Annotated in this window: 15 protein-coding genes and 1 riboswitch; of the genes, 7 read left to right on the top strand and 8 right to left on the bottom strand. The window is 49.4% G+C overall.

Annotated features, from left to right (window positions below; translation table 11 throughout):
• Positions 1-49: 49 nt before the first annotated feature.
• Entirely contained in the window at positions 50-2206 is a 2157-nt protein-coding gene (locus tag JYB87_RS14415; protein ID WP_207354161.1) for a S46 family peptidase, read from the bottom strand.
• A gap of 166 nt (positions 2207-2372) precedes the next feature.
• On the bottom strand, positions 2373-3560 hold the full coding sequence (locus JYB87_RS14420) for an amino acid permease (protein ID WP_207354162.1): 1188 nt from the start codon (positions 3558-3560) through the stop codon (positions 2373-2375).
• Between the two features lie 295 nt (positions 3561-3855).
• A riboswitch (yybP-ykoY riboswitch) is annotated at positions 3856-3958 on the top strand.
• Between the two features lie 84 nt (positions 3959-4042).
• Between JYB87_RS14420 and JYB87_RS14425 the strand changes: the two genes are divergently transcribed.
• Both JYB87_RS14425 and JYB87_RS14430 read left to right on the top strand, forming a co-directional pair.
• A complete protein-coding gene (locus JYB87_RS14425) occupies positions 4043-4600 on the top strand; it encodes a TMEM165/GDT1 family protein (RefSeq protein WP_207354163.1) in 558 nt (185 codons plus the stop codon).
• A 719-nt stretch (positions 4601-5319) separates the two neighbouring features.
• Entirely contained in the window at positions 5320-6825 is a 1506-nt protein-coding gene (locus JYB87_RS14430) for a P-loop ATPase, Sll1717 family (RefSeq protein WP_207354164.1), read from the top strand.
• Between the two features lie 688 nt (positions 6826-7513).
• Here JYB87_RS14430 and katB read toward each other — a convergent pair.
• The 5 genes from katB to JYB87_RS14455 all read right to left on the bottom strand — a co-directional run bounded on the left by katB (position 7514) and on the right by JYB87_RS14455 (position 12681).
• Positions 7514-8974, bottom strand: a complete 1461-nt coding sequence (katB, locus tag JYB87_RS14435; protein ID WP_207354165.1) for a catalase KatB — start codon at positions 8972-8974, stop codon at positions 7514-7516.
• Positions 8975-9414: 440 nt separating this feature from the next.
• Positions 9415-9858 carry a hypothetical protein gene (locus JYB87_RS14440; RefSeq protein WP_207354166.1) on the bottom strand — a complete coding sequence of 148 codons (444 nt, stop codon included), beginning with the start codon at positions 9856-9858 and terminating at the stop codon, positions 9415-9417.
• Positions 9859-10060: 202 nt separating this feature from the next.
• Positions 10061-11347 carry a serine hydrolase domain-containing protein gene (locus tag JYB87_RS14445; protein WP_207354167.1) on the bottom strand — a complete coding sequence of 429 codons (1287 nt, stop codon included), beginning with the start codon at positions 11345-11347 and terminating at the stop codon, positions 10061-10063.
• A 262-nt stretch (positions 11348-11609) separates the two neighbouring features.
• Positions 11610-12059: a PaaI family thioesterase gene (locus JYB87_RS14450; protein WP_207354168.1), complete on the bottom strand. Its 450-nt coding sequence runs from the start codon at positions 12057-12059 to the stop codon at positions 11610-11612.
• Positions 12060-12075: 16 nt separating this feature from the next.
• Positions 12076-12681, bottom strand: a complete 606-nt coding sequence (locus JYB87_RS14455; protein WP_407695817.1) for a DUF2238 domain-containing protein — start codon at positions 12679-12681, stop codon at positions 12076-12078.
• Between the two features lie 156 nt (positions 12682-12837).
• Here JYB87_RS14455 and serA point away from each other — a divergent pair, with 156 nt between their 5' ends.
• The 5 genes from serA (at position 12838) to JYB87_RS14480 (ending at position 19754) form a co-directional block, all read left to right on the top strand.
• Entirely contained in the window at positions 12838-14067 is a 1230-nt protein-coding gene (gene serA, locus JYB87_RS14460) for a phosphoglycerate dehydrogenase (RefSeq protein WP_207354169.1), read from the top strand.
• A 133-nt stretch (positions 14068-14200) separates the two neighbouring features.
• The gene (gene ygfZ, locus JYB87_RS14465) at positions 14201-15163 is read left to right on the top strand and encodes a tRNA-modifying protein YgfZ (protein ID WP_207354170.1); all 963 of its coding nucleotides are present in this window, start codon (positions 14201-14203) and stop codon (positions 15161-15163) included.
• 259 nt (positions 15164-15422) lie between these two features.
• The gene (locus JYB87_RS14470; protein WP_207354171.1) at positions 15423-16103 is read left to right on the top strand and encodes an ABC transporter ATP-binding protein; all 681 of its coding nucleotides are present in this window, start codon (positions 15423-15425) and stop codon (positions 16101-16103) included.
• The gene (locus tag JYB87_RS14475) at positions 16096-18633 is read left to right on the top strand and encodes an ABC transporter permease (RefSeq protein ID WP_207354172.1); all 2538 of its coding nucleotides are present in this window, start codon (positions 16096-16098) and stop codon (positions 18631-18633) included. The genes JYB87_RS14470 and JYB87_RS14475 overlap by 8 nt, the downstream gene beginning before the upstream one ends.
• Positions 18633-19754, top strand: coding sequence for a lipocalin-like domain-containing protein (locus JYB87_RS14480; RefSeq protein WP_207354173.1), 1122 nt, complete (start codon positions 18633-18635; stop codon positions 19752-19754). The genes JYB87_RS14475 and JYB87_RS14480 overlap by 1 nt, the downstream gene beginning before the upstream one ends.
• A gap of 162 nt (positions 19755-19916) precedes the next feature.
• On the opposite strand, the gene JYB87_RS14485 is transcribed toward JYB87_RS14480, so the two are convergent.
• Positions 19917-21065 (bottom strand): serine hydrolase domain-containing protein, encoded by a 1149-nt coding sequence (locus JYB87_RS14485; protein WP_228730018.1) that lies wholly within the window; start codon positions 21063-21065, stop codon positions 19917-19919.
• Positions 21066-21243: the final 178 nt, after the last annotated feature.

Raw genomic sequence — 21243 nt, forward strand, 5'->3', positions numbered from 1 at the left:
CCAGCTCAGCGCTGGGATGTTTGTTGTACTCAATCAGTAATGTGATGAATTACTTCACAATCACCATCTCATCCAGCAGGTTGTCCGCATGGTCAACATACTTCATTACCCACAGCATATAGCGGCTATCGAGGTGAATTGAGCGGTTGGTGTTATCGTCATAATTCCAATCGCCGATGATGCTTTCATACACGCCATCAAACAGCAAACCGACTAATTCAGCACGGCCATTCATGGTCGGTGAACCTGAGTTGCCGCCGGTAGTGTCAACGGTAGACAGGAAATTCACTGGCACAGAATCCAGCGATTTCACGTAAAGGTCACCATAATGTTTCTCTTTAATCAGCTTCAGCTGTGCGACTGGCGCATTGAATGGATCAACACCGGTATCCTTTTGGGTGATGCCTTCCAAGGTGGTAAACGGAACTGCGTACATACCATCTTTTGGTGAGTAACCTTTGACATTGCCGTAAGTCACCCGCAAGCTGGAGTTAGCATCAGCATACACTGGCTTACCTTTAGCGCGGTTGTAGGCGATGATCGCTTCCATGTATTGCGGTCTGATTTTCATCAAATCGCCCGCCAACTGCTTATCTTCATTACGAATTTTTTCATTGGTGTCGTACATCGCCACAGCGTATTGGATCATTGGGTCTTTTGAGGCTTTGAACTCCTCAAGCGACTTATCCATCCACGCTAAACGCACAGCCTTGTCACCCAACTGAGTGTTAGCAAACATGCTGTCTAACTTTTTGCTGAGCTTGGCAGCATCAATGCCTTTTTCAATGCCAAAGAAGGCATCAAAAGCCGCTAAATGCTCACTGGCAGGCAGTGCGGCATAACGATTTAACAGTTCCATTGCCAAGGTTTTGGCCACGGTTGGGTCGTAACGGCGGTCGATACTTTCTAAACCGTTCACAAAGCGCTTCATGTCGCGCTCTTGATAGCCGGGTTCACGTTCCATATCGGGCAGCTGTTTTTCATGGGCTAAACGATACAAACGCTCAGCAGTGGCTGGCATGGTGGTGTAATAGAAGTAGCCCAATATCATGTCACGCGCTTGATGCTGTTCGCCCTTTTTCACCAAGGCATCCAACGCTGCCAGAACTTTGCCGTACTGCTGTTTACGGTTCTTGTCAGCGTTGATCCACTTGGTCAACTCAGCTTCCGTGGCACGACGATCTTGCAACATGGTGGATTTGCCATAGAACTCAATCATTGAAGTGAAATTCTTGGCATAGTTGTTCAGCCCCGCCAAGGTGCTCTCATACTTAATGCGGGCATCGCTGCCTTCTGGTGCACTTTGTTCAATCAGGGCAATCACTTGCTCACGCAGCTCTTTGGCGGCGGGATAGTAATTTTCAAACTGATTTTGCACTTCATCCGCAGTACGATAGCGGTTGGTACGGCCTGGGTAGCCCGCCACCATCACAAAGTCGCCATCACTCACGCCTTTAGCCGAGACTTTCAAAAAGCTCTTTGGCTCAAACGGCACGTTATCTTTAGCAAAATCCGCTGGCTTACCGGCTTTATTCACGTAAGCGCGATAGAAAGAGTAATCACCGGTGTGACGTGGCCACATCCAGTTATCAACATCGCCGCCGTACTTACCAATACTTTCGGCAGGGTTATACACCAAGCGCACGTCGCGAATTTCCAGCTGTTTGATCAGGTAATATTCCAAACCACCGTGAAAGCTATACACCTGACAACGGTAGCCGTCGTCCTGTTCGCAATCCGCAATCAGCTTCTTATCGGCCGCTTCAAGCGCTTTGTAGTAAGCATCGCCATTCAGTTTGTCTGTGCCTTGGGTGATCTTGTCGGTCACATTGGTGACGGATTCCGTCACATACACCCGTGAACCTGGCGCGGCGGGCAACTCTTGTTCAAATGATTTTGCTAAGAAGCCATCACGCAGAATGTTGTTTTCAGGGGTGGAGTTATATTGCGCTGAACCATAAGCGCAATGATGGTTGGTCACCACAAGGCCTTTAGGTGACACAAACGATGCAGTACAACCGCCTAAGCTGATCACTGCGTTCATTGGGAATTCGGTCAGTTTCGAAATTGATTTAGCGTCTATTTCCAATCCTTTGGCTTTTAACACATCAGCCATTGCAGGCAGTTGATACGGTTGCCACATCCCTTCATCCGCGCTGGCGCCGAAGCTTGCAGTTACCGCAGCTGCAATTAACCATTTATTCATATCAATCCTCTATGTCGTAAGCTAAATAAGTCACTCGCAAAAAATGCCATGCCTACAAAGCAAAAATCGGGCATTGCGCCCGATTTTAACATAGTCAACAATTATCATATATGTACAGGAAAACCCTGGTTACAATTGTTTAACCTTTGCAGCCTTCTAACGCTGGTTACAGCGCCACATACAGCTGCGACACAATGATTAACACTGCACAGATAATCACCAATACCAAGGCTGGTTTACCGCCTACCACTTGATAACCTTCACTCGTGGCAGCACGTTGTTTTAAGGCAATTATGACCGGTAAAATCAACGAGATAACCACCAGCGGGATCGCCGCAAAGCCCAACAAGGCGATAAAACCATTTGGGTAGAACAGCGCACAGGCCAATGGTGGAATAAAGGTCAGCAACCAAGTTTGCACACGACCGCCCACGGTTTTACGCGCACGGATCAGTTCGGCCAAGAAATCATACAAACTCAGGGTAACCCCGAGGAACGAGGTGATCAGCGCCAAGTCTGCAAAGAAGCCGACAAACTTGCTGATCATTGGCTGGTTGGTGATCTCCTGCAACGCACCAATCATCTTCTTCAATGCACCATCAAAGCTGGCAATCGAATCGCTGCCCACAGTGCCCAAGGTCACCAACAACCACAGGATGTAGCAGAACAACGGAATGGTAGAACCAATCAACAATACTTTACGCAGTGTTGCAGCGTCGCCATCAAGATAACGCACTAGAGTAGCGATACACACATGGAAGCCAAAAGAAGTAATCACCACCGGAATTGCAGCAAGCCACACCTTGCTCACAGAATCGGTTGCTGCATGGTGAGCTAACACCTCACCGTTTACCTCAGGCAGCAAGAAAGCAATCACTAATACCAGTAATACCACCATGGCAGAAAACAGCATACGCGATACTTTGTCTACCCAGCCCACACCCAGCGCGGCAAATGCACCGAGGAACAGGGTAAACATCAATACTGCCGGGGTATTGGCTAATTCAAAATCAAACCAAGATTTGGCTTTCAGGGCTAACAGATCGGCACCACCGGTGAGGTAGGCAGCCGTTAAGGCGAACAATAAACTTAAAAAGGACAAGCTCTGCACAACTTGTCCTTTTTTACCTAATGCTTTACCTGTGATGACGTGTAAGTTGTCACCCACACCTGAGCGTAAATTCACTTCCAGCATGAGTAACGAGGTGTAGGCAGAGATGGCCCAGCAACCCAGCATCAGCAAAATGCCGGGATAGAAACCGAGGGCGGCGGTTGTTAACGGCAAGGCAAGCATGCCCGCACCGACAGCAGTACCTGCGACGATTGCGATAGATCCTAGTATTTTAAAATTCACGAAAGATGTCCTGTCTTATATTGTTATTGTTTAATTGTTATTGCGCAGTTTGGGGGGCGCATTAGTTGTTACGGCGAGGAAACATGCAAAATTCACGATGTCCTTAAAGCCGCCCACTAACCTCTACAAGTTAACAACCTGTAAAAATGGGTCAGAACAGTTACGACATTATCAGTTCAATACCAACGCGGCAACATATCTGAAGCTCAAAACGACAATGTATTGCCGTTTCTGCAATCAAGTTCCGACGATTTCTTGGCTTTTGTTGAGTTTGTTAAATCTATCGTTATAATGACGCAACTTCTTAGGGGAGTAGCCGACTCAAATTTGGATTTGAGGGTATATGTCAACACACTTGGCGGTCGCCATGGCATATACAGCAAGCGTTAGACTTGCCTGGCAAGACCTGAGCATAGTGCATCACTCTTTAGGGGTGATGGTGCATTATGCCTGGTTTTTAATTCACCCCTGAGGAATGTCGTTTGGAAGCTCTATTTGCCTCAACCTTTGCTGTAGCCATCGCCGAAATTGGTGACAAAACCCAACTGCTGGCACTGCTACTCGCCGTAAGATTCAGAAATAAAACCGCTATCGTTTTAGGCATCTTACTGTCTACCATTCTCAACCACCTGCTCGCCGCCCTTGTGGGTGAATGGGCTTCAAGCTGGTTATCCCCCGATATTGCCCGTTACATCGTAGCTACCAGTTTCTTTGCCATCGCGCTGTGGGTGCTCGTGCCCGATAAAGCCGACGATGAAGATAACCGCTTCTATCGTTACGGTGCCTTCTTCGCCACCTTTGTGTTGTTCTTCCTCGCCGAGATGGGTGACAAAACCCAAGTCGCGACAGTGGTACTTGCCGCTAAGTACCAAGCCTTAGCTTGGGTAGTTGCCGGTACCACTATCGGCATGTTGCTGGCCAACGTGCCAGTGGTGATTGCAGGCAGCATGGGCGCAGGTAAGCTTCCGATGAAGTTGATTCATCGGACATGTGCAGTGTTGTTTTTCGTATTAGGTGTAGCCACCCTTTTGTGGTCGTAGGCTGAGCCTACGTGCCAAGCTGCGCTTGGCTTTTCTATACCGCTGCGCGGTAACAAGCTAACGCTTGGCAAGATTTATCACTACGTGATTGCAAACTACGTTTGCGAAAGTCGTGGAACTACTCGTTCCACACCAGAGGATAAGGGGGCTGGACAGCCTCGCCCCCTTATCAATCCCCCAACTGCCCCACGGCGCAAAACGCTACGGCGCTTCTGGTTTGCCATTTTCGCAAATCGCCGCCAACTCGGAATCCATTCCTCGGCGCGGCTTCTTCGGCATCCATGCCTCGATTGCTCAATGTCTGCCCAACGCACCTGCGCTGCGCCGAAGGGGAATTGGTGTTGTCTGATAGTTCATTGGCATAGCTGAGTCAAAAATTGGTGGGTATCCCCATTTTTGGTTAAATGTCTAAAAGCTCGACAGGCATACAGTCATATTTAAATTGTGACCATTTTTATCCCAACTTCGTGCGCGTTTTCACATTCCGAAATAAATAAATACAATTAAAATCATGTGGTTATAAAAAATATAAAGTAGATAATAGGTTTGGAAAACGCGCATGCGCATTTTTCCAGATGGTGAATTTAGCAAAATGCTGATAAGTTCATTACATACAGATAGTTAACTGTGTGCGTTTTCACTGGTCCAACGAGGTAAACGCGCATGCGCACGAATAAAATGTTAAAAGGTCTTTCAGTTCAAACTCGTATAGGAATTATATGAATACAATTACCGTTAATCTATGGGATGTTAATTTATTCGGCAATGACGCCGCGGAGGAAGAGCACGAAGATATATTTCAGTCCTATGCTTTAGAACGTAAAGAAGCCAACAAGTTTCTGGATGAAAACAACAAAATACAAGTTGTTAGAGCATATAAAGGTGAAGGCAAATCAGCACTACTACGCATAGTGTCAAATAAATTAACTCGCGAAAAAATAAATTCAGTAAAAATAATTACCACAGGTGTTGCTCTTTCGCCAAATATTGAATCTGATGATTCTGATTACTGGACTAGAGAGTGGAAAAAAAACATAGTAAAACTAATAGCTTCAGAGATTGGTAGCAGAATTGGTTTTGCGTATAAGGATGATGCAATATCATTAGTTGAAGAAGCTGAAAATAATAGCTTTAAAGAGAGATCTTTCGTTTCTACAATTGCAGACCGACTAAAAAGTTCAGCTATCCCGTTAGAATACAATAAAAAGTCAAACTCGAATCACGAACAAGTATTGAAGAGATATTTAGAAAATGGTGAAAAAGTTTGGATTGTTATTGATGATGTTGACCAAAATTTCAAAAACACCGAGAAAAATAAAATTAAAGTCGCATCTTTTTTTACCGCTTGCAGACAAATAGTCAATGCAATACCAGAAATAAGAATTAGAACATGTGTACGACCTAATGTATGGAAAATAATTAAAAGAGAATATGAAGCATTATCACACATAGAGCAATATATGTATGACATAGTCTGGGATTTAGATAGGACTGTCGAACTGCTAGCAAAAAGAGTTCAGGGTTATTTTGAAAGAAATAACAATTGGGTCGAGGTGAAAAAGTCGCTTTCTGATGATATAGAAACAAGAAATAAACAGCTTATATATCTTGTTTTTGAGTCAACTATGAACTGGGGCGCATACAATAGAACGCGCCCGGCACAAATAATATTAAATACTTTGTCCAGAAGTAGACCTAGATGGTTAATTGAACTATGTAAAGTCGCTGCTAAATCAGCCGATTCTCGAGGTTCAAAAACAATTCAAATTAATGACATCACTGACCAATTAGAAGAATTTGGCAAAAGAAGAATTGACGATACCATTGCAGAATTTTCCTCACAATGCCCACAGATTGAAGATATTATTTCTGCATTTTCACAACAAAATGAAAGATATCCAACTTCTGAAATACTCAAGCTAATTGATAATAGAGTTTTATCTAGCGTTAATCCTAAGATTTTTGGTGTTGTTGGTAATCCATCCAATAAAGAGGTTGCTCATTTTCTTTTTCAAGTAGGCTTTATAACAGCAAGAAGAGACTTAGATAATGGAGAATATCAACATATTTCATTCGTTGAACAGCCCGACTTATTAAAAAGTAGAACAAATATTGATGACGGCGTTAGTTGGGAAATACACCCTGTATTTAGACAAGCGTTAAAGCTTAAAAATGTTGAAACTAAACAACAAGCCCAACGTACTCGTAAAAGAAAGTCCTATTAACAAAACTTGAAACTGGATGGCACTACGTGCCGCCATTTAAGTAAAAGTTAATCCATACGGAGAATGGGACCCCACTACCTTAAGATCAACTAACTACCTGAACTATCAGGCAACACCAATTCCCCTTCGGCACAGCGCAAGTGCGTTGGGCAGACATTGAGCAATCGAGATATGGATATCGAGAAGCGATGGTGAGCGAGGGACCTCGAATCAGAGCGATTTGCGAAAATGGCAAACCAGAAGCGCCGTAGCGTTTTGCGCCGTGGGGCGGCAGGGGGATAGATAAGGGGGCGAAGCCGTCTAGCCCCCTTATCCTCTGGTGTGGAACGAGTAGTTCCACGACTTTCGCAACCGTAGGTTGCAATCGCGCAGCGATAATCTTTTCTTTTCAGCAAGGCTAAAAGCCTCACCAACCATTTCAGGATTGCACCGAGATTCCTCAGCACAGATGAACCAGTGACCGTCCGAGGCAGGAGCCGAGGCCGAGCGCCCACGGATGGGTTCACAGCGTGTCACTGGATCATCTGTGCATGCGCCCGCAGCAGGCGATTTAGCGCGACCAACTCGCAGCAAATACTAATTGCTAAATGTAGTCGCCAGAACAACACGGCAACTCCCCTTTGGCGCCAGCCAAAGAAAAAGCCCAACTTCCGTTGGGCTTTCCACATCCAAACCTGGCAGAGCCAGATTATTTGGCTAATGCCGCCATCACCCGAGCCCCATAATCTGCATCGGCGCGGCTGAAATGACAGATCATCCGTTGCTGCACATCATGTGATGCTTGGCTCAGCGTACCGGCAATGGTGTCAGCTAAACGTTGTTTCTCTTCTTCAGAGAAGATGCGATACAAATCCCCTGCTTGAGTAAAGTCATCTTGGTCAAAGCGACTGTAGCGGTCAGCGTCACCGTCGATACGCAGTGGCGGCTCTTTAAATTGGCTGGCGTCCTGCAAACCGGTTGCCACTGAGTTTGGCCCATAGTTCGCTGCTGCATCGCCACCAGTTTGGCTTTGATGATATGGGCACTGCGTACCGGCCATGGCACCAGCACGTTGGTGATGGTTAGCCTGCGTGGCATGCGGGCAGTTCACTGGCAACTGGTTGTAGTTGGCACCGATGCGGTAACGCTGGGCATCGGCATAGGCAAACAACCGCGCTTGCAGCATTTTGTCGGGCGAGGCGCCCACACCTGGCACTAAGTTACTTGGTGCTAATGCCACCTGCTCAACTTCAGCAAAGTAGTTTTGTGGCAAGCGGTTCAGCTCCATCATGCCCACTTCAATCAATGGGTAATCTTTGTGTGACCACACCTTAGTTAAATCAAACGGATTGACGTGATATTTCTCGGCGTCGGCTTCCGGCATGATCTGCACACACAACTGCCAGCGTGGCAAATTGCCATCAGTAATCGCGGCGACGATATCGCGCTGGGCGTGGTCTGGGTCGATGCCCTTCACTTTTGCGGCTTGCTCTTCGGTCAGGTTGGCAATCGGTTGCTGGCAACGGAAGTGGAATTTCACCCAGTAACGTTCGCCTTTGGCGTTCCAGAACGAGAAGGTATGCGAGCCATAGCCGTGCATTTGGCGATAGTTGGCCGGAATACCGCGATCAGACATCAAAATAGTGACTTGATGCAGTGACTCTGGGTTCAGTGACCAAAAGTCCCACATCGCTTGTGGATCTTTTAAGTTGGTCATCGGGTTACGTTTTTGGGTGTGGATGAAGTCTGGAAACTTGATGCCATCACGCAAGAAGAAGGTTGGCGTGTTGTTGCCGACGATATCGTGGTTGCCACGGGCGGTGTAGAAACGCACGCCAAAGCCGCGTGGATCACGTTCGGCATCGGCCGAGCCCATTTCACCGCCCACAGTTGAGAAGCGCACAAATACTTCGGTTTGTTTGCCCACGCCTTGGAAGTGGTCGGCAATGGTGTATTGGCTTAAATCGTTGGTCACGGTAAAAGTGCCGTAAACGCCAGTACCTTTGGCATGTACTACCCGCTCAGGGATACGTTCACGGTTAAAATGCGCCAGTTTTTCAATCAGATGGAAATCTTGCAGCAATACTGGGCCACGCGCACCGGCGGTAACTGAGTTTTGGTCATCGGCCACTGGGGCACCGTTTTGGCTAGTAATGTATTGGTTAGTCATGGTCTTGCTCCTCAAGTGCGGATGGTGTTAACCAGAGTTCAATCAAATCAACGAGTGTGGCCATAAGTTACTCCTGCTGAGACAGTGGCCTTGGATTGAGATGAATAATAGAGAAGCATATTAAACAAATAAAACGATTAGTTATGATTAAGGCAATTTGTTTTTTATATTAGAAATTCACTGAGCACCATAGTCGCGATGACGACAGCGAACTAAACTGACCAACGAGGCAAGTAAGTAAGGCCGGTAAAATAAGCAGAGGAAATAGCCCAGGAAATAGGCTGAAAAAATCGGCATGGGAAATAGCCAAGGAAGTAGGCAAGCAAAATTGACCGCTAAACAACGGGGATTAACCCGCTGTTTAACAAAGAATTGATAATGTTCGCTCGCTTATTAGCAAATTAAACGGTGAGCAAAACTAGGGTTCAGCACCTAAGGGGTTAGCCTAAAATAGCCTGCAGAAAGCCACCAGCAATCACACACACCAGCCCGATTTTTGCGGCACGACCTAAACGCACCTGCTTGAGAAAGTGCAAATCTCGGCGCATCGCACCGGTGGCGATATTGCCGATGGCACACTCAATCAAGATTAACGCCGCACCGAGTGAGGTGAAACAGGACGGCAGCAGTGCCCAGCGTAACCCCGCACCAGTGAAGCTCTGGTAAATCACCTGCAGTTGCATCAGCACCACAACCAGCGCCAAGCACAGCAAAATATTACGGCTAAGCGGCGGCAATTTTTGCACTGCGTTTGCGTCAGCACTCAGGTTTGTTTGGAAATGATTGTTGGCAAGTTCTGAGGAATCCTCTTGCGAAGGGTTTTGCGAATGTTTTGGCGAATGCTCGTGTGAGGAGCTGCGCGGTGCTTCCGGGGCTGCGTTCATGGTAAGTCCTTTACAACATTGACTATATCAGCAACAGATTCGCTGAGTTCGGCGTTTACTCTAGCACAGCACATGCCGCTGAATTTACTCAGTTTTGGTGAAACTCTGTAACCAATTTTTACCCGCGTATACTACGTTGTTTCTACACTGGCAGGTACGCGCTTACGCTGGCAAGAAAGTAGTCATACGGCCAGCGTTCAAGCTAATCAAACATGCGATACACCTGCTGCACCACTTGCGGATACAGATCGTCACGTTGATATTGATTGATGTAATACAGCACGATTAATTGGTTTTGTGGGTCGACCAGATAACCCGTGCCCATCATCCCGCCCCAACCATAAGCGCTGTTAGAAACCGCAGCAGCAGGCCGTTGCAACTGAAACAGCTCAAAGCCCAAGCCAAAGCGAAATTTATCGTCGGCATCATCAGGATTAGATGGCAACCGATTAATTTGGGTCATCTGAGCTACGGTTTCTGGTTTCAAAATGCGCACGCCGTTAAGCTCGCCTTGATTCAGCATCATCTGCAAGAATTTGGCGTAATCACCAATCGGACCATTGAGGCCAATCGCCCCTTCGGCATAGCGATGATCGCTGGCAACCGCGCCTTGGCGATACAGATTTGGCTCCGCCACCAATTTGCCATCAATACTGCTATAGGCGCTCACAAAGCGACTCAGTTTATCAGGAGCATAGAACCAAGCAGTGTCGTTCATACCCAATGGTTTGAGCACCTTATTAGTCACATATTGCTGTAGCGATTGGCCGCTGATGCGTTCAATCAAGTAAGCCAACATATTGGTGCTGACGTGATAGCGCCACTCGCTGCCAGGATCAAGCCCCAGCGGCCAGCGCGCCAACTCCTGCATCTCATCTTGTAAATAGGGCCGTTGATAGTTATCACTGTGGCTCCGTTGCCCCGCCGGATATTGGCTGACGGGTTTACCATCCCACACCAACGTGGGCAGATCGGTTTGCTCGGCATCGCCCCAACGCAATTTCGGCACTTGCCCAGCGTTAAAGCCCGCCGTGTGCGACAACAGATGCACAAAGGTCATCGGCGTTGCCACTGGCCGCGTTTGATAGCTGCCATCGGAATTGATGTGGGTTAATACTGTGTTGGGGATCTCAGGGAAATAGTTCGCTACCGGATCATTCACATCCACCAATCCCTGCTCGACCAGCGTCATAAACGCGACTGAGATAATCGCCTTGGTTTGCGAAAACAGCACATAGTAGTCATCGGTGGCGACCGGGATCTGCTGCTCGATGTTTTTCCAGCCAAAGCCCTTTTGATACACGATCTGACCGTTCTTGGCGACCAAGGTCACCACATTGGCGAGCTTATGACTGTCGATAAAGGATTGCAGTAGCGCATCAAGCTTCTGTTGCTCCGCCAGATTGAGCGGCTCCGCCTGATTGAGCTGCAATGGCGCAGATTGGCTGGTGAGCTGGGTGTCAGCAGCAGTGGCAAATTGCGCCAGCATTACCCCACCGGCGCAGCTTAAAAACCACAGAGCTTGGCGCCATAAACGGGATGATTTGCAAGTAGTTGAGTGGCGATGCAACACAAGGCGAGTCCTCCGCAGAAGCTGAAGTAGCAATTATCGTCACCATTTATAATACAAATAAGTAACAATAAATAGCTTCAGCTTACGAGAAGCGCGACAGACTCACACAGTGACAGCACGCGAACCAGCGTTTAACTGAATTGCTGCACTAAGGTTCGCGAGACTGATAGAAGGAAACTTACTTGGCGTCGGGGCGTTTCACCACGGCGGCGGTCATACGCGAGATGCAGGTCAATTCACCGGCGGCATTGTAGATTTTAACTTCCCACACCGAGGTGCGGCGGCCAAGATGGATCGGCTTGGCAATGGCTTTGATCTCGCCGCTGCGCGCCGCTTTTATGTGGTTGGCATTAATCTCTTGGCCGACACAGTAATACTGCTCAAAATCGACCGCGAAATTAGCGGCATAGCTGGCTACCGTCTCCGCCAGCACCACATTGGCGCCGCCGTGCACCATACCAATGGGGTTATGTATTGCGGGGGTTGCGGGCATGGTAGCCACTAAATAATCATCGCCGATTTCAGTGACTTTAATGCCCATGGTTTGCATCAAACTGCCTTTGCCGCCCAAGCCTTTATCCAAACGGGCACAGTCTTCTAATGTCACTTCACGAAACCAAATACTCATGGAGAATTTCCTTAGCTTAAATTTTATTGAGCGCAGCCAACTGCTGATTGTGCAGCTTACTGAGGCTGACCATGGCGCAAATGGCGCCAATCAAGGCCATTAACATGTCAGATTGGGTGTCCCACACATACCCTTGGGTGCCTAAAAAGGCTTCGGCGCTATCGCCGGTTGCGGCGGCAACCCACCATTCAATGAGTTCATAAAAGGCCGACAACGCCAGCGCAAAGCAGCAACATAAAAAGCCACACCAACCGCTCGGTTTCAATACCTCGTTGCGCAACAATACTTCACGGCACAACATGGCGGGAATAAAGCCTTGGGCAAAATGGCCGAGTTTGTCGTAGTTGTTGCGTTGCCAATCGAACAGCGAGGAGATCCAATCAAATAGGGGTACTTCGGCGTAGGTGTATTTGGCGCCGACGAATAAAATACAACAATGGATCAGTATCAACAGCGAAATTAACCCGGTCGGGCGATGCTTAAGATAGAAAAAACCGAGCAGCGGCAGGGCGATTAATCCGGGCAAGGCTTCCATCCACCAAGTAAACATATCGTGGGGCTGGTACACCGACCAGAGCAGCACCATTGCATAAACTAATAGCCAAACAGCGTTTTTTTTCAATTTTCTACTCCCAGATCAGCATTGTTCTAGAACTAAAATAAACACTTTAGCCATCTAGCCCTCCACAGCGACCAAAAAAGGTGCTAATTTGAGCCTTGTGTTGAGGGGGAGCTTAACACATCACGCATCAAACTATCGTTAAGGGGTATCGAAATCATGGCGAAACATTCGCTGGACAAGGACAAAATTAAGTTCCTGCTGTTGGAAGGCGTTCACCAAACGGCTGTTGAAGTACTGCAGCGTGCTGGTTACACCAACATCGAATATCACAAAGGTGCACTGTCTGGTGACGAATTAACTAACGCCATCAAAGATGCACATTTTGTTGGGATCCGTTCCCGCACTCAATTGACCGCAGAAGTGCTGCAACAAGCAGAAAAACTGGTCGGTGTTGGCTGTTTTTGTATCGGTACCAACCAAGTGGATTTAAAAGCCGCAGAGTTGCTCGGTGTACCAGTATTTAACGCGCCATTCTCAAACACCCGTTCTGTGGCAGAGCTGGTGATTGGTGAAATCATTATGCTGATGCGCGGTATCCCTCAACGCAGTGCCTCGGCTCATCGTGGCGGTTGGATTAAAAGTGCCAAAGGCAGCTATGAAGTCCGCGGCAAAACCTTAGGTATCATCGGCTACGGCCACATTGGTACTCAGTTGGGCATTCTGGCTGAAACCTTAGGTATGCGCGTGGTGTTTTACGATATCGAAGACAAACTGCCACTGGGTAACGCCAGTCAAATCCGTTCACTGGCGGAGATGTTGGCACAATCTGACGTAGTCAGTTTGCACGTTCCCGAAACCCCTTCAACGCAAAACATGTTTGGCGCAGCTGAACTTGAAGCAATGAAGCAAGGTGCGTTCGTGATCAACGCTTCACGCGGTACGGTAGTGGATATCGATGCGCTGGCAGCGGCGTTGAGCTCAGAAAAAATTGCCGGTGCGGCAATCGACGTGTTCCCAGTTGAGCCAAAATCAAACGATGACGAATTCCAAAGCCCACTGCGCGGTTTTGATAACGTGATTCTGACCCCGCACGTTGGCGGTAGCACCGAAGAAGCGCAAGAAAACATCGGCATTGAAGTGGCCGGTAAACTGGCGAAATACTCAGACAACGGTTCAACCGTATCTGCGGTTAACTTCCCTGAAGTATCGCTGCCGCAATATCATGAAACCTCACGCTTGTTGCACATCCACAACAACCGTCCTGGTATACTGATCAAGATTAACCAAGCCTTCTCTGAAAAAGGCATCAACATCGCTGCACAATATCTGCAAACTACGCCAGATATCGGTTATGTGGTGATGGAAGTCAACACCAGCCAAGCGGCTGAAGCGCTAGAACAGTTGAAAGGCATCGAAGGCACAATTCGTACTCGCCTGCTCTACTAAGCTCAGCGCAAAACATAAGCTCAGCGTAAAACCGCAATTTTATCGGGCGTCCATTGTGACGCCCTGTTTATTTGCGCCAAATCCGCGTTACAATCGCTGCACTTTGATTGCAACTTATTGCAGGACATTTCTTATGAGCATTTCTGTCATTGCACCCACTTGGGCTCTGGACGCCGGTACGCCGGACTTACTGCTTTCACCACTGACGCATCTTGGCATCATCAGCGTAACCGGTGAACAAAACCGCAGCTTTATTCACGGCCAAGTCACCGCCGATATCACCTCGTTAGCGGCCAACGATTGGCGTTGGGGCGCACACTGTGACGCGCGCGGTAAGATGCAGTCAGCATTTCGCGTGTTCAGTGTTGGCGATACCCTAATACTGCTGATGCCAACAGATACCCTTGCAGGCGATCTGCCAGAATTTAAAAAATACGCTGTATTTAGCAAAGCCGAACTGACTGACGCCTCAGCGGAATATCGTTTGTTGGGCGTTGCTGGTAGCCAAGCACAAAGCTGGTTGAAAGGTAAATTTGCCGCATTTGATGCCGACCAGAAAGTATCGCAGCTGGAAAATGGCGCAATTTTGCAAGATGGCGAGCGCTATATTGTGCTGCTGCCAAGCGCAGAGTTTGAAGCATTAGTTGCCAGCGAAACCTTAGTGGATAGCTTGGCATGGCGCGCGTTGGAGATCCAAGCCGGCTACCCTAACCTGCCTGCCGCACACCAAGGCCAATTTGTACCGCAGATGTGTAACCTGCAAGCTGTGGGCGGTATCAGCTTTACCAAAGGCTGCTACATGGGCCAAGAAACCGTGGCGCGGATGAAATATCGCGGCGGTAACAAACGCGCACTGTATATTTTGCAAGGCCAAGCAACTGCCGTTGTTGGCGTTGATACTCAACTGGAAATCGCGGTTGAAGATGGCTTCCGTCCAGTAGGTGCTATCATCGAAGTGGCGCAGCAAGCCGAGCTGCTGCTGTTAACTGCCGTACTGCCAAACGACACAGAAGTGGGCGCAAAACTGCGGATTGCTGATGATACTGGCAGCGAACTGACTGTCATGCCACTGCCCTACTCGCTCGACGAAGAGTAACCGCTTTAGGCTTATGCTGCGCTTAGGCTAAGCCTTACGTTCGCTTAGGCTCTGAGAATAATAAAAAACGGAATACAGTTAGCGCTGTGTTCCGTTTTTTATACGCGCTTTATCGAGTCCTTTCATCATCGTGCCGATACTATTGAGTAGAATGAACTATTCGGGGCATCACTACGTAGTTAACTGCTCCAACCATTAAGATTTTTGCTAAGCTAATTCACTAGCAAGCTCGCGCAAGCGGTAACAAGCAAGGACACGCATGACCCACTCTTCTCACGCTGCTGTGGTTACTCTTACTCAAATCACCAAAGGGTTTGATGACGGTGGCCAATACCATCAAGTACTCAACCAACTTAACCTCAGTATTTTACCCGGCGAAACCGTTGCCCTAACCGGCCCGAGCGGCAGTGGCAAAAGTACGCTGCTGAATATTATTGGTGGCTTTGAGCAAGCCGATAGTGGTGAGCTGAGTTTATTGGGCAACAGCACCCAACGCTGGGGTGATGCCGAGTGGAGTGCGTTTCGGCGCCGCTCGCTCGGGGTGGTGTTTCAACAATATAACCTGCTGACGCCCTTGAATGTGGCCGACAACATTCAGTTCCCGCTGAGCCTATTAGGCGAGCGTTGGAATGACTGGTGCGATTATCTGGTCAACAAGTTGGGTATTGCGGAATTGACCCAGCGCGCGGTGGAGCAGTTATCCGGTGGGCAGCAGCAACGGGTGGCCATTGCGCGGGCTCTGGCGCATCGCCCAGCACTGTTGTTGGCCGATGAACCGACCGGCAACCTCGATGCCAACGCGGGTGATGAAGTGATGCAGTTGTTGGTGAAACTGGCCGCCGATGCCGGCACCAGTATTTTAATGGTGACTCACAGCGACACCGCCGCCCAATACATGACTCGCCGTTGGCACCTCGAACAAGGCAAGATCCATGAGTAGTGTGGCGCTCGCTTGGCAAGCGTTAAGGGTATATATCGCCCATTACCGCAAAGCGCCATTGCAGGCAGGCGCTATTCTGCTGGGGGTGATTTTGGCGGTCACCCTGCTAGTCGGCGTTAAAGCCACTAATGATAATGCCGTGCACAGTTACCAAGACGCGGGCGAAGCCTTGGGGGCTCAAGCTAGTCTGTTCCTCTCCAGCAAAAGTCGCCGCGGTAATATTGATGAGAACAGCTACTTTGCCCTCAAGTCCGCCGGCATCACGGCGATGCCGGTACTCAGCGGCGATTTAGATGATGCCGACGGCCGCCCTTGGCATATCACCGGCAGCGATGTGATTGCAGCGCTCGCCGCCATTGGTCAGCATAGTGGTTCAAACGCCTCAGCAACGCCTGAATTTAATCCCTTTGGCAGTTTACCGTTAGACCGCTTACTCGCTGGCGCGCCGTTAGTTGTGATGAGCCAAAGCCAGTTTGAAGCGCTCGGTTTTAGCAAAGTTACCGCACCGAAATGGCTGCTGGGTGGCATTGAACTCACGCCCATTGCGCTACCGGATAGCAGTAATCTGGGGCACCGCTTATTTATGGATATTAGCCTTGCCCAGCAACTGCTGGGGCATCCACAGCAACTGAGTTATATCGCGCTATTTGGCGATGCCGAGCAGTTACAGCCGCAGTTAGCACAGCTATTGCCGCTCAATGAACTGCTGATCACCGCCCAAGATAAAGGCCAAGCGCTAACCGATTTAACCGCCAGTTTTCATCTCAACTTAAACGCTATGGCGATGCTGGCATTTTTGGTGGGGCTGTTTATCGCGTACAACGGCGTGCGTTATAGCTTGATGAAACGGCAGCGACTGCTGATCCAGTTAATGCAGCAAGGGATTGGTCGCCAAGCGATTTTCACCAGTCTGTTGGCCGAGCTGTTTTTACTGGTATTAGTCGGCTCTGGGGTCGGTTTTATTTTGGCACTGCAGTTGAGCCAATGGCTACAGCCGATGGTGGCACTCACCTTAGAGCAACTTTACGGTGCCACATTGTTGCCGGGCCAATGGCGTTGGCAGTGGTGGGCGCAAGGTGCTGGGCTAACGCTGGTCGCCGCATTGCTGGCCTGTGTGCCGCTGTATCGCAGTTTAAGTAGTGGCAGCTTGGCGCAAGGCGGCAAACGCTATCTGCAAGCCATGCAGCATCATCTTACTCACCACAGGCTGTTTTTGATTGGTGTTGGCTTGCTGATTCTGACCGCCGTGGCCTACCCATTTAGTCAGCAACATAAACAAAGCTTGGGGTTGTTGGGGTTACTGACCTTGGCGATTCCGCTGCTGCTGCCACAACTGTTGCAGTGGGGCTTGGCGCTGTTAGCACCGCTCACACGGCCGGGCATTTGGCGCTACGCCATTGCAGAAAGTCGTGAACTGATTGCACCGCTTGGGCTGGCCATGATGGCGCTGCTGCTGGCGCTGTGCGCCAATATCTCAATGAATACCTTGGTGGGTAGTTTCGATCAAACCCTTCGCAGTTGGCTGTCGACCCGCTTGCATGCCGATCTTTATCTGCATCCCGGTAGCGACAATGTCGCGCCAATCGAAACCTTTCTACGCCAACAACATCCTGAGCTCACCTACTTTTATCAATGGCAGGCGCCCTATTTTGCCAAAGCGCAAACAGTACTTCCGATTAATCTGATTGGCCGTGATGATGAGTCGCTGGCCGAAACGACAGTGTTTAAACTGCCCAACACCAGCACAGAACAACAAGCGGCGGTCAGCGCTGCGATTGCTGGCAAGGCGGTGTTTATCAGCGAACCTTTGTCGCTCAAACTCAAGCTAAAGGTGGGCGATAACATTCGCCTCTGCAGCGATAACCAATGTCAGCAAGCGCGTGAACTGCCAGTCGCTGCCATCTATTTTGACTACGGCAATCCCAAAGGCGAGGTCATCATCAGCCCGCCGCTATGGCATGGGCTGGGATTACCGGCTGAGCCGATTGGCTTGGCGCTGGGGCAAGTAGCGGATATTGATACCATGACCCAAGAACTTGAGCAGCAATTTGGTCTAAATCCAGCGCAAATCTACAGCCAGCAGCGGATCCGCAACCAAGCCTTTGCCATGTTTAATAAGACCTTTAGCATCACCCTAGTGCTCAATACTCTTACCTTGTTGGTGGCAGCTATCGGGCTATTTAGCGCGGTATTGATGATGACTCAATCGCGCCAAGCGCCGTTAGCCATGTTGCGCGCCCTTGGGGTTGAGCAGTCACGCTTGTGGCGCATGTTACTGGCGCAAATTGTGTTAGTGGTATTACTCACCTGTGTATTGGCGCTGCCGTTGGGTGCGATTTTGGGATACTTGTTGATCAACAAGGTCACGCTGCAAGCCTTTGGCTGGACCATCGCCATGCAGTGGGATTGGTGGGCGTACGCCCGCGTGGTGCTGCTGTCGTTATTGTGCGCCATTATCGCGGTGATTTTGCCGCTCTATTGGCAAAGCCGCCGCACACTGGTCTCCGCGATGCAACAGGAGGTGATGTGATGCGCCGTTTCAGCCACTATGCACTATTGAGTTTATGCCTTGGGCTACTCAGCGCCTGCGACCCAGCACCGCAACACAACGCCAGCATGGGCGAATTGATGGGACGCGCCGACAGCAACTTTGCCAAGGTTGTCGCCAACCAGCCACTGCAGTTTCCACAAGACCATCTGGCGCATCCAAAGTTTCGCCAAGAATGGTGGTATTTGACTGCCAACTTAACCACTGAAGATGGCGAGCCATTAGGATTGCAATGGACCCAATTTCGGATTGCGCTGAGCAGCCAAGCGCCGGCCAATGATTCGCCGTGGGCGACCAATCAACTGTGGATGACCCATGCTGCGCTCACCTTTCAAAACAGCCATCAAACCGCTGAACGTTGGAACCGCAACATAAATGCAGCCAATGCTCCCGCTGGCGTGAGCGGAATGCCGTTAGCAGTATGGAATGAAAACTGGCGTTGGCAGGCACGGGGGCAAAATGATAGCAACGCGCCCAATAACGGCCTGCTACCAGCGACCTTGAACGTAAGCGATGACTCACTTAGCTATCAACTGAACCTGACCAGCCAAGCGCCATTAGTACTGCAAGGCGATAACGGCTTTAGCATCAAAAGTGCTGATGGCAAGGTGGCCTCTTACTACTACTCGCAACCATTTATTGAAGTGTCCGGCCAAGTGAAACGGCAAAATAAGTGGCTAAAAGTCTCTGGTAAAGCCTGGCTGGATCGCGAGTGGAGTTCTGAGTTTTTGACTCGGCAACAACAAGGCTGGGATTGGTTTGCCATCCGCCTCGACGATGGTTCTGCTTTGATGCTGTTTCAACTGCGCGGCAGTGATGATGCGGCACCGTTTTTCAGCGGTAAACGGATTTGGGCTGATGGTCGGCAACGGGTTATACCCACCAGTGAGATCAACATGCAGCCATTAGCTTGGCAGCAGATTGAGGCGAAACGTTATCCGGTCAGCTGGCAAATTGCGCTGCCGAGCGAAGCGTTAACCCTAACGGTAGAAGCACTGAATCCGCAGGCGCGGATGCCATTGTCGGTCAGTTACTGGGAAGGGCCAATTAAGGTTAGCGGCAGCCAAACTGGCAGTGGTTATTTAGAGCTGACGGGCTACTAAATCTCGGCTAACGCTTGCCGGACGATGAGCAGCCCATTGGCGTAAACGCAGCGAAATGGCAGCTTGATTATTCTGGTAAAGGGGTTTCACCGCGCTGCCATTTTTATAGGGTATCCGCTTGTTAACGTACAACCAGCGGTTGCGCTCGCTAAACGAGCTTGGCTAATGTTGCCCTTCTTGATGATAAAAATGCAGCGTCGTCAGCGCCAGCTTGAACACATCGGCGCTGTCATCACCATCAACGTTTTTCACCACGGTAATCGCGCGCTGATGCTCACGACACATAATGGTCATGGTGATGCCGCCCATCGAGCCACCGGAGTGCATCACTGCCTGCGGCATATCGTCCATCATTTTTAGTGTTGCCGCATCGTCGCGATATTTTGGCCGTTGGCGATAGCCATCAAACCCAATCATCCAACCAATACCGAAATTCACTGGCGTACCACCATTGAGGTGAGCTTTGCTGAACATCAGCGCTTGGGTGCTGGGTTTGAGATAGTCGCTATCGAGCTGCGCTAAGGCAAAGCGGTCAACATCGCTCGGGGTAGCGATAAAGCCACCGCCTGCCCATTTATAACTGTGGTCGGTCTGCGGTGAGTTTTGCAACACCCCGTCATGAACGCTATATGGTCTAGCGCGATGGGCAATCAGCGGATATTGGTCATCAAATACCATGTCGTTAAGCTTTAATGGCGCAAATACCTCTTGCTGCATAATCTGCCGAAAATCCCGCTGACCATCCGCCCCTTCCATCGCGGCGCTGACCAAAGTCCAACCAAAAGTGGAATAACTAAAATCGCTGCCGGGAGCGAACAGTAACGGGTCGTCTTTAAACAGCGCTAAGCCAGCGTTGACGTCTGCAAACGGCGTATTGAACAGAAACTCGTTAGCGCCCTTTTTGTAGTGGCGAATCCCCGCGGTATGCGAGGTGACTTGCTTGAGCGTCATCGGTGCTTTGTCTGTTGGCCATGCCGGAACGTATTGGGTGACTGGCGCATTAAGGTCGACCTTGCCTTGATCGTATAAGCGCATCAAACCCGCTGCAGTAATCACTTTGGCCACACTGCCAATTCGCAACTTATGTTGTGCTGTCATTGGCAGTTGGTTTTCCACATCGGCATAGCCATAACCTTTGGCCCAAACGATGCCATGGCTATCGGCCAGCGCAACACTGATGCCGGGCACCGTGGGGCTGCTTACCGCAGTGGTAAATAGCGTATCAATCTTGGTTGGGACTGGCTGCGTGGCAGCCCAAGTTGGCGAAAATGCTAAAGCCAGCAGGCTGAGCGTAGGGAAAGTTAACTTCATCAATCGCTTCTCTTTTGTTGTTTTTGTTGTTGCTTTTATTGCTTTTTTTTAAGCAGTTGGCGCGCCATGTTACTGCGGCTTTGTTTGAATACTGCGCCCCACTATACCCAAAACTACCAAGCTAACACGAGCACTCCATGTTGCCATGTTGTAAAAAAGTGTTTAGCTACAATCGCCT

Origin of the sequence: Shewanella avicenniae, assembly GCF_017354945.1 — a bacterium.
GTDB lineage: Bacteria > Pseudomonadota > Gammaproteobacteria > Enterobacterales > Shewanellaceae > Shewanella > Shewanella avicenniae.

Excerpts from the sequence above, each read along its gene's own strand:
- JYB87_RS14440 (WP_207354166.1), bottom strand. The coding sequence starts at position 9,858 with ATGAACGCAGCCCCGGAAGCACCGCGCAGCTCCTCACACGAGCATTCG.
- JYB87_RS14485 (WP_228730018.1), bottom strand. The coding sequence starts at position 21,065 with ATGAAGTTAACTTTCCCTACGCTCAGCCTGCTGGCTTTAGCATTTTCG.
- JYB87_RS14415 (WP_207354161.1), bottom strand. The coding sequence starts at position 2,206 with ATGAATAAATGGTTAATTGCAGCTGCGGTAACTGCAAGCTTCGGCGCC.
- JYB87_RS14480 (WP_207354173.1), top strand. The coding sequence starts at position 18,633 with ATGCGCCGTTTCAGCCACTATGCACTATTGAGTTTATGCCTTGGGCTA.
- JYB87_RS14445 (WP_207354167.1), bottom strand. The coding sequence starts at position 11,347 with ATGCTGGCGCAATTTGCCACTGCTGCTGACACCCAGCTCACCAGCCAA.
- JYB87_RS14475 (WP_207354172.1), top strand. The coding sequence starts at position 16,096 with ATGAGTAGTGTGGCGCTCGCTTGGCAAGCGTTAAGGGTATATATCGCC.
- JYB87_RS14450 (WP_207354168.1), bottom strand. The coding sequence starts at position 12,059 with ATGAGTATTTGGTTTCGTGAAGTGACATTAGAAGACTGTGCCCGTTTG.
- JYB87_RS14470 (WP_207354171.1), top strand. The coding sequence starts at position 15,423 with ATGACCCACTCTTCTCACGCTGCTGTGGTTACTCTTACTCAAATCACC.
- ygfZ (WP_207354170.1), top strand. The coding sequence starts at position 14,201 with ATGAGCATTTCTGTCATTGCACCCACTTGGGCTCTGGACGCCGGTACG.
- JYB87_RS14430 (WP_207354164.1), top strand. The coding sequence starts at position 5,320 with ATGAATACAATTACCGTTAATCTATGGGATGTTAATTTATTCGGCAAT.
- serA (WP_207354169.1), top strand. The coding sequence starts at position 12,838 with ATGGCGAAACATTCGCTGGACAAGGACAAAATTAAGTTCCTGCTGTTG.
- katB (WP_207354165.1), bottom strand. The coding sequence starts at position 8,974 with ATGACTAACCAATACATTACTAGCCAAAACGGTGCCCCAGTGGCCGAT.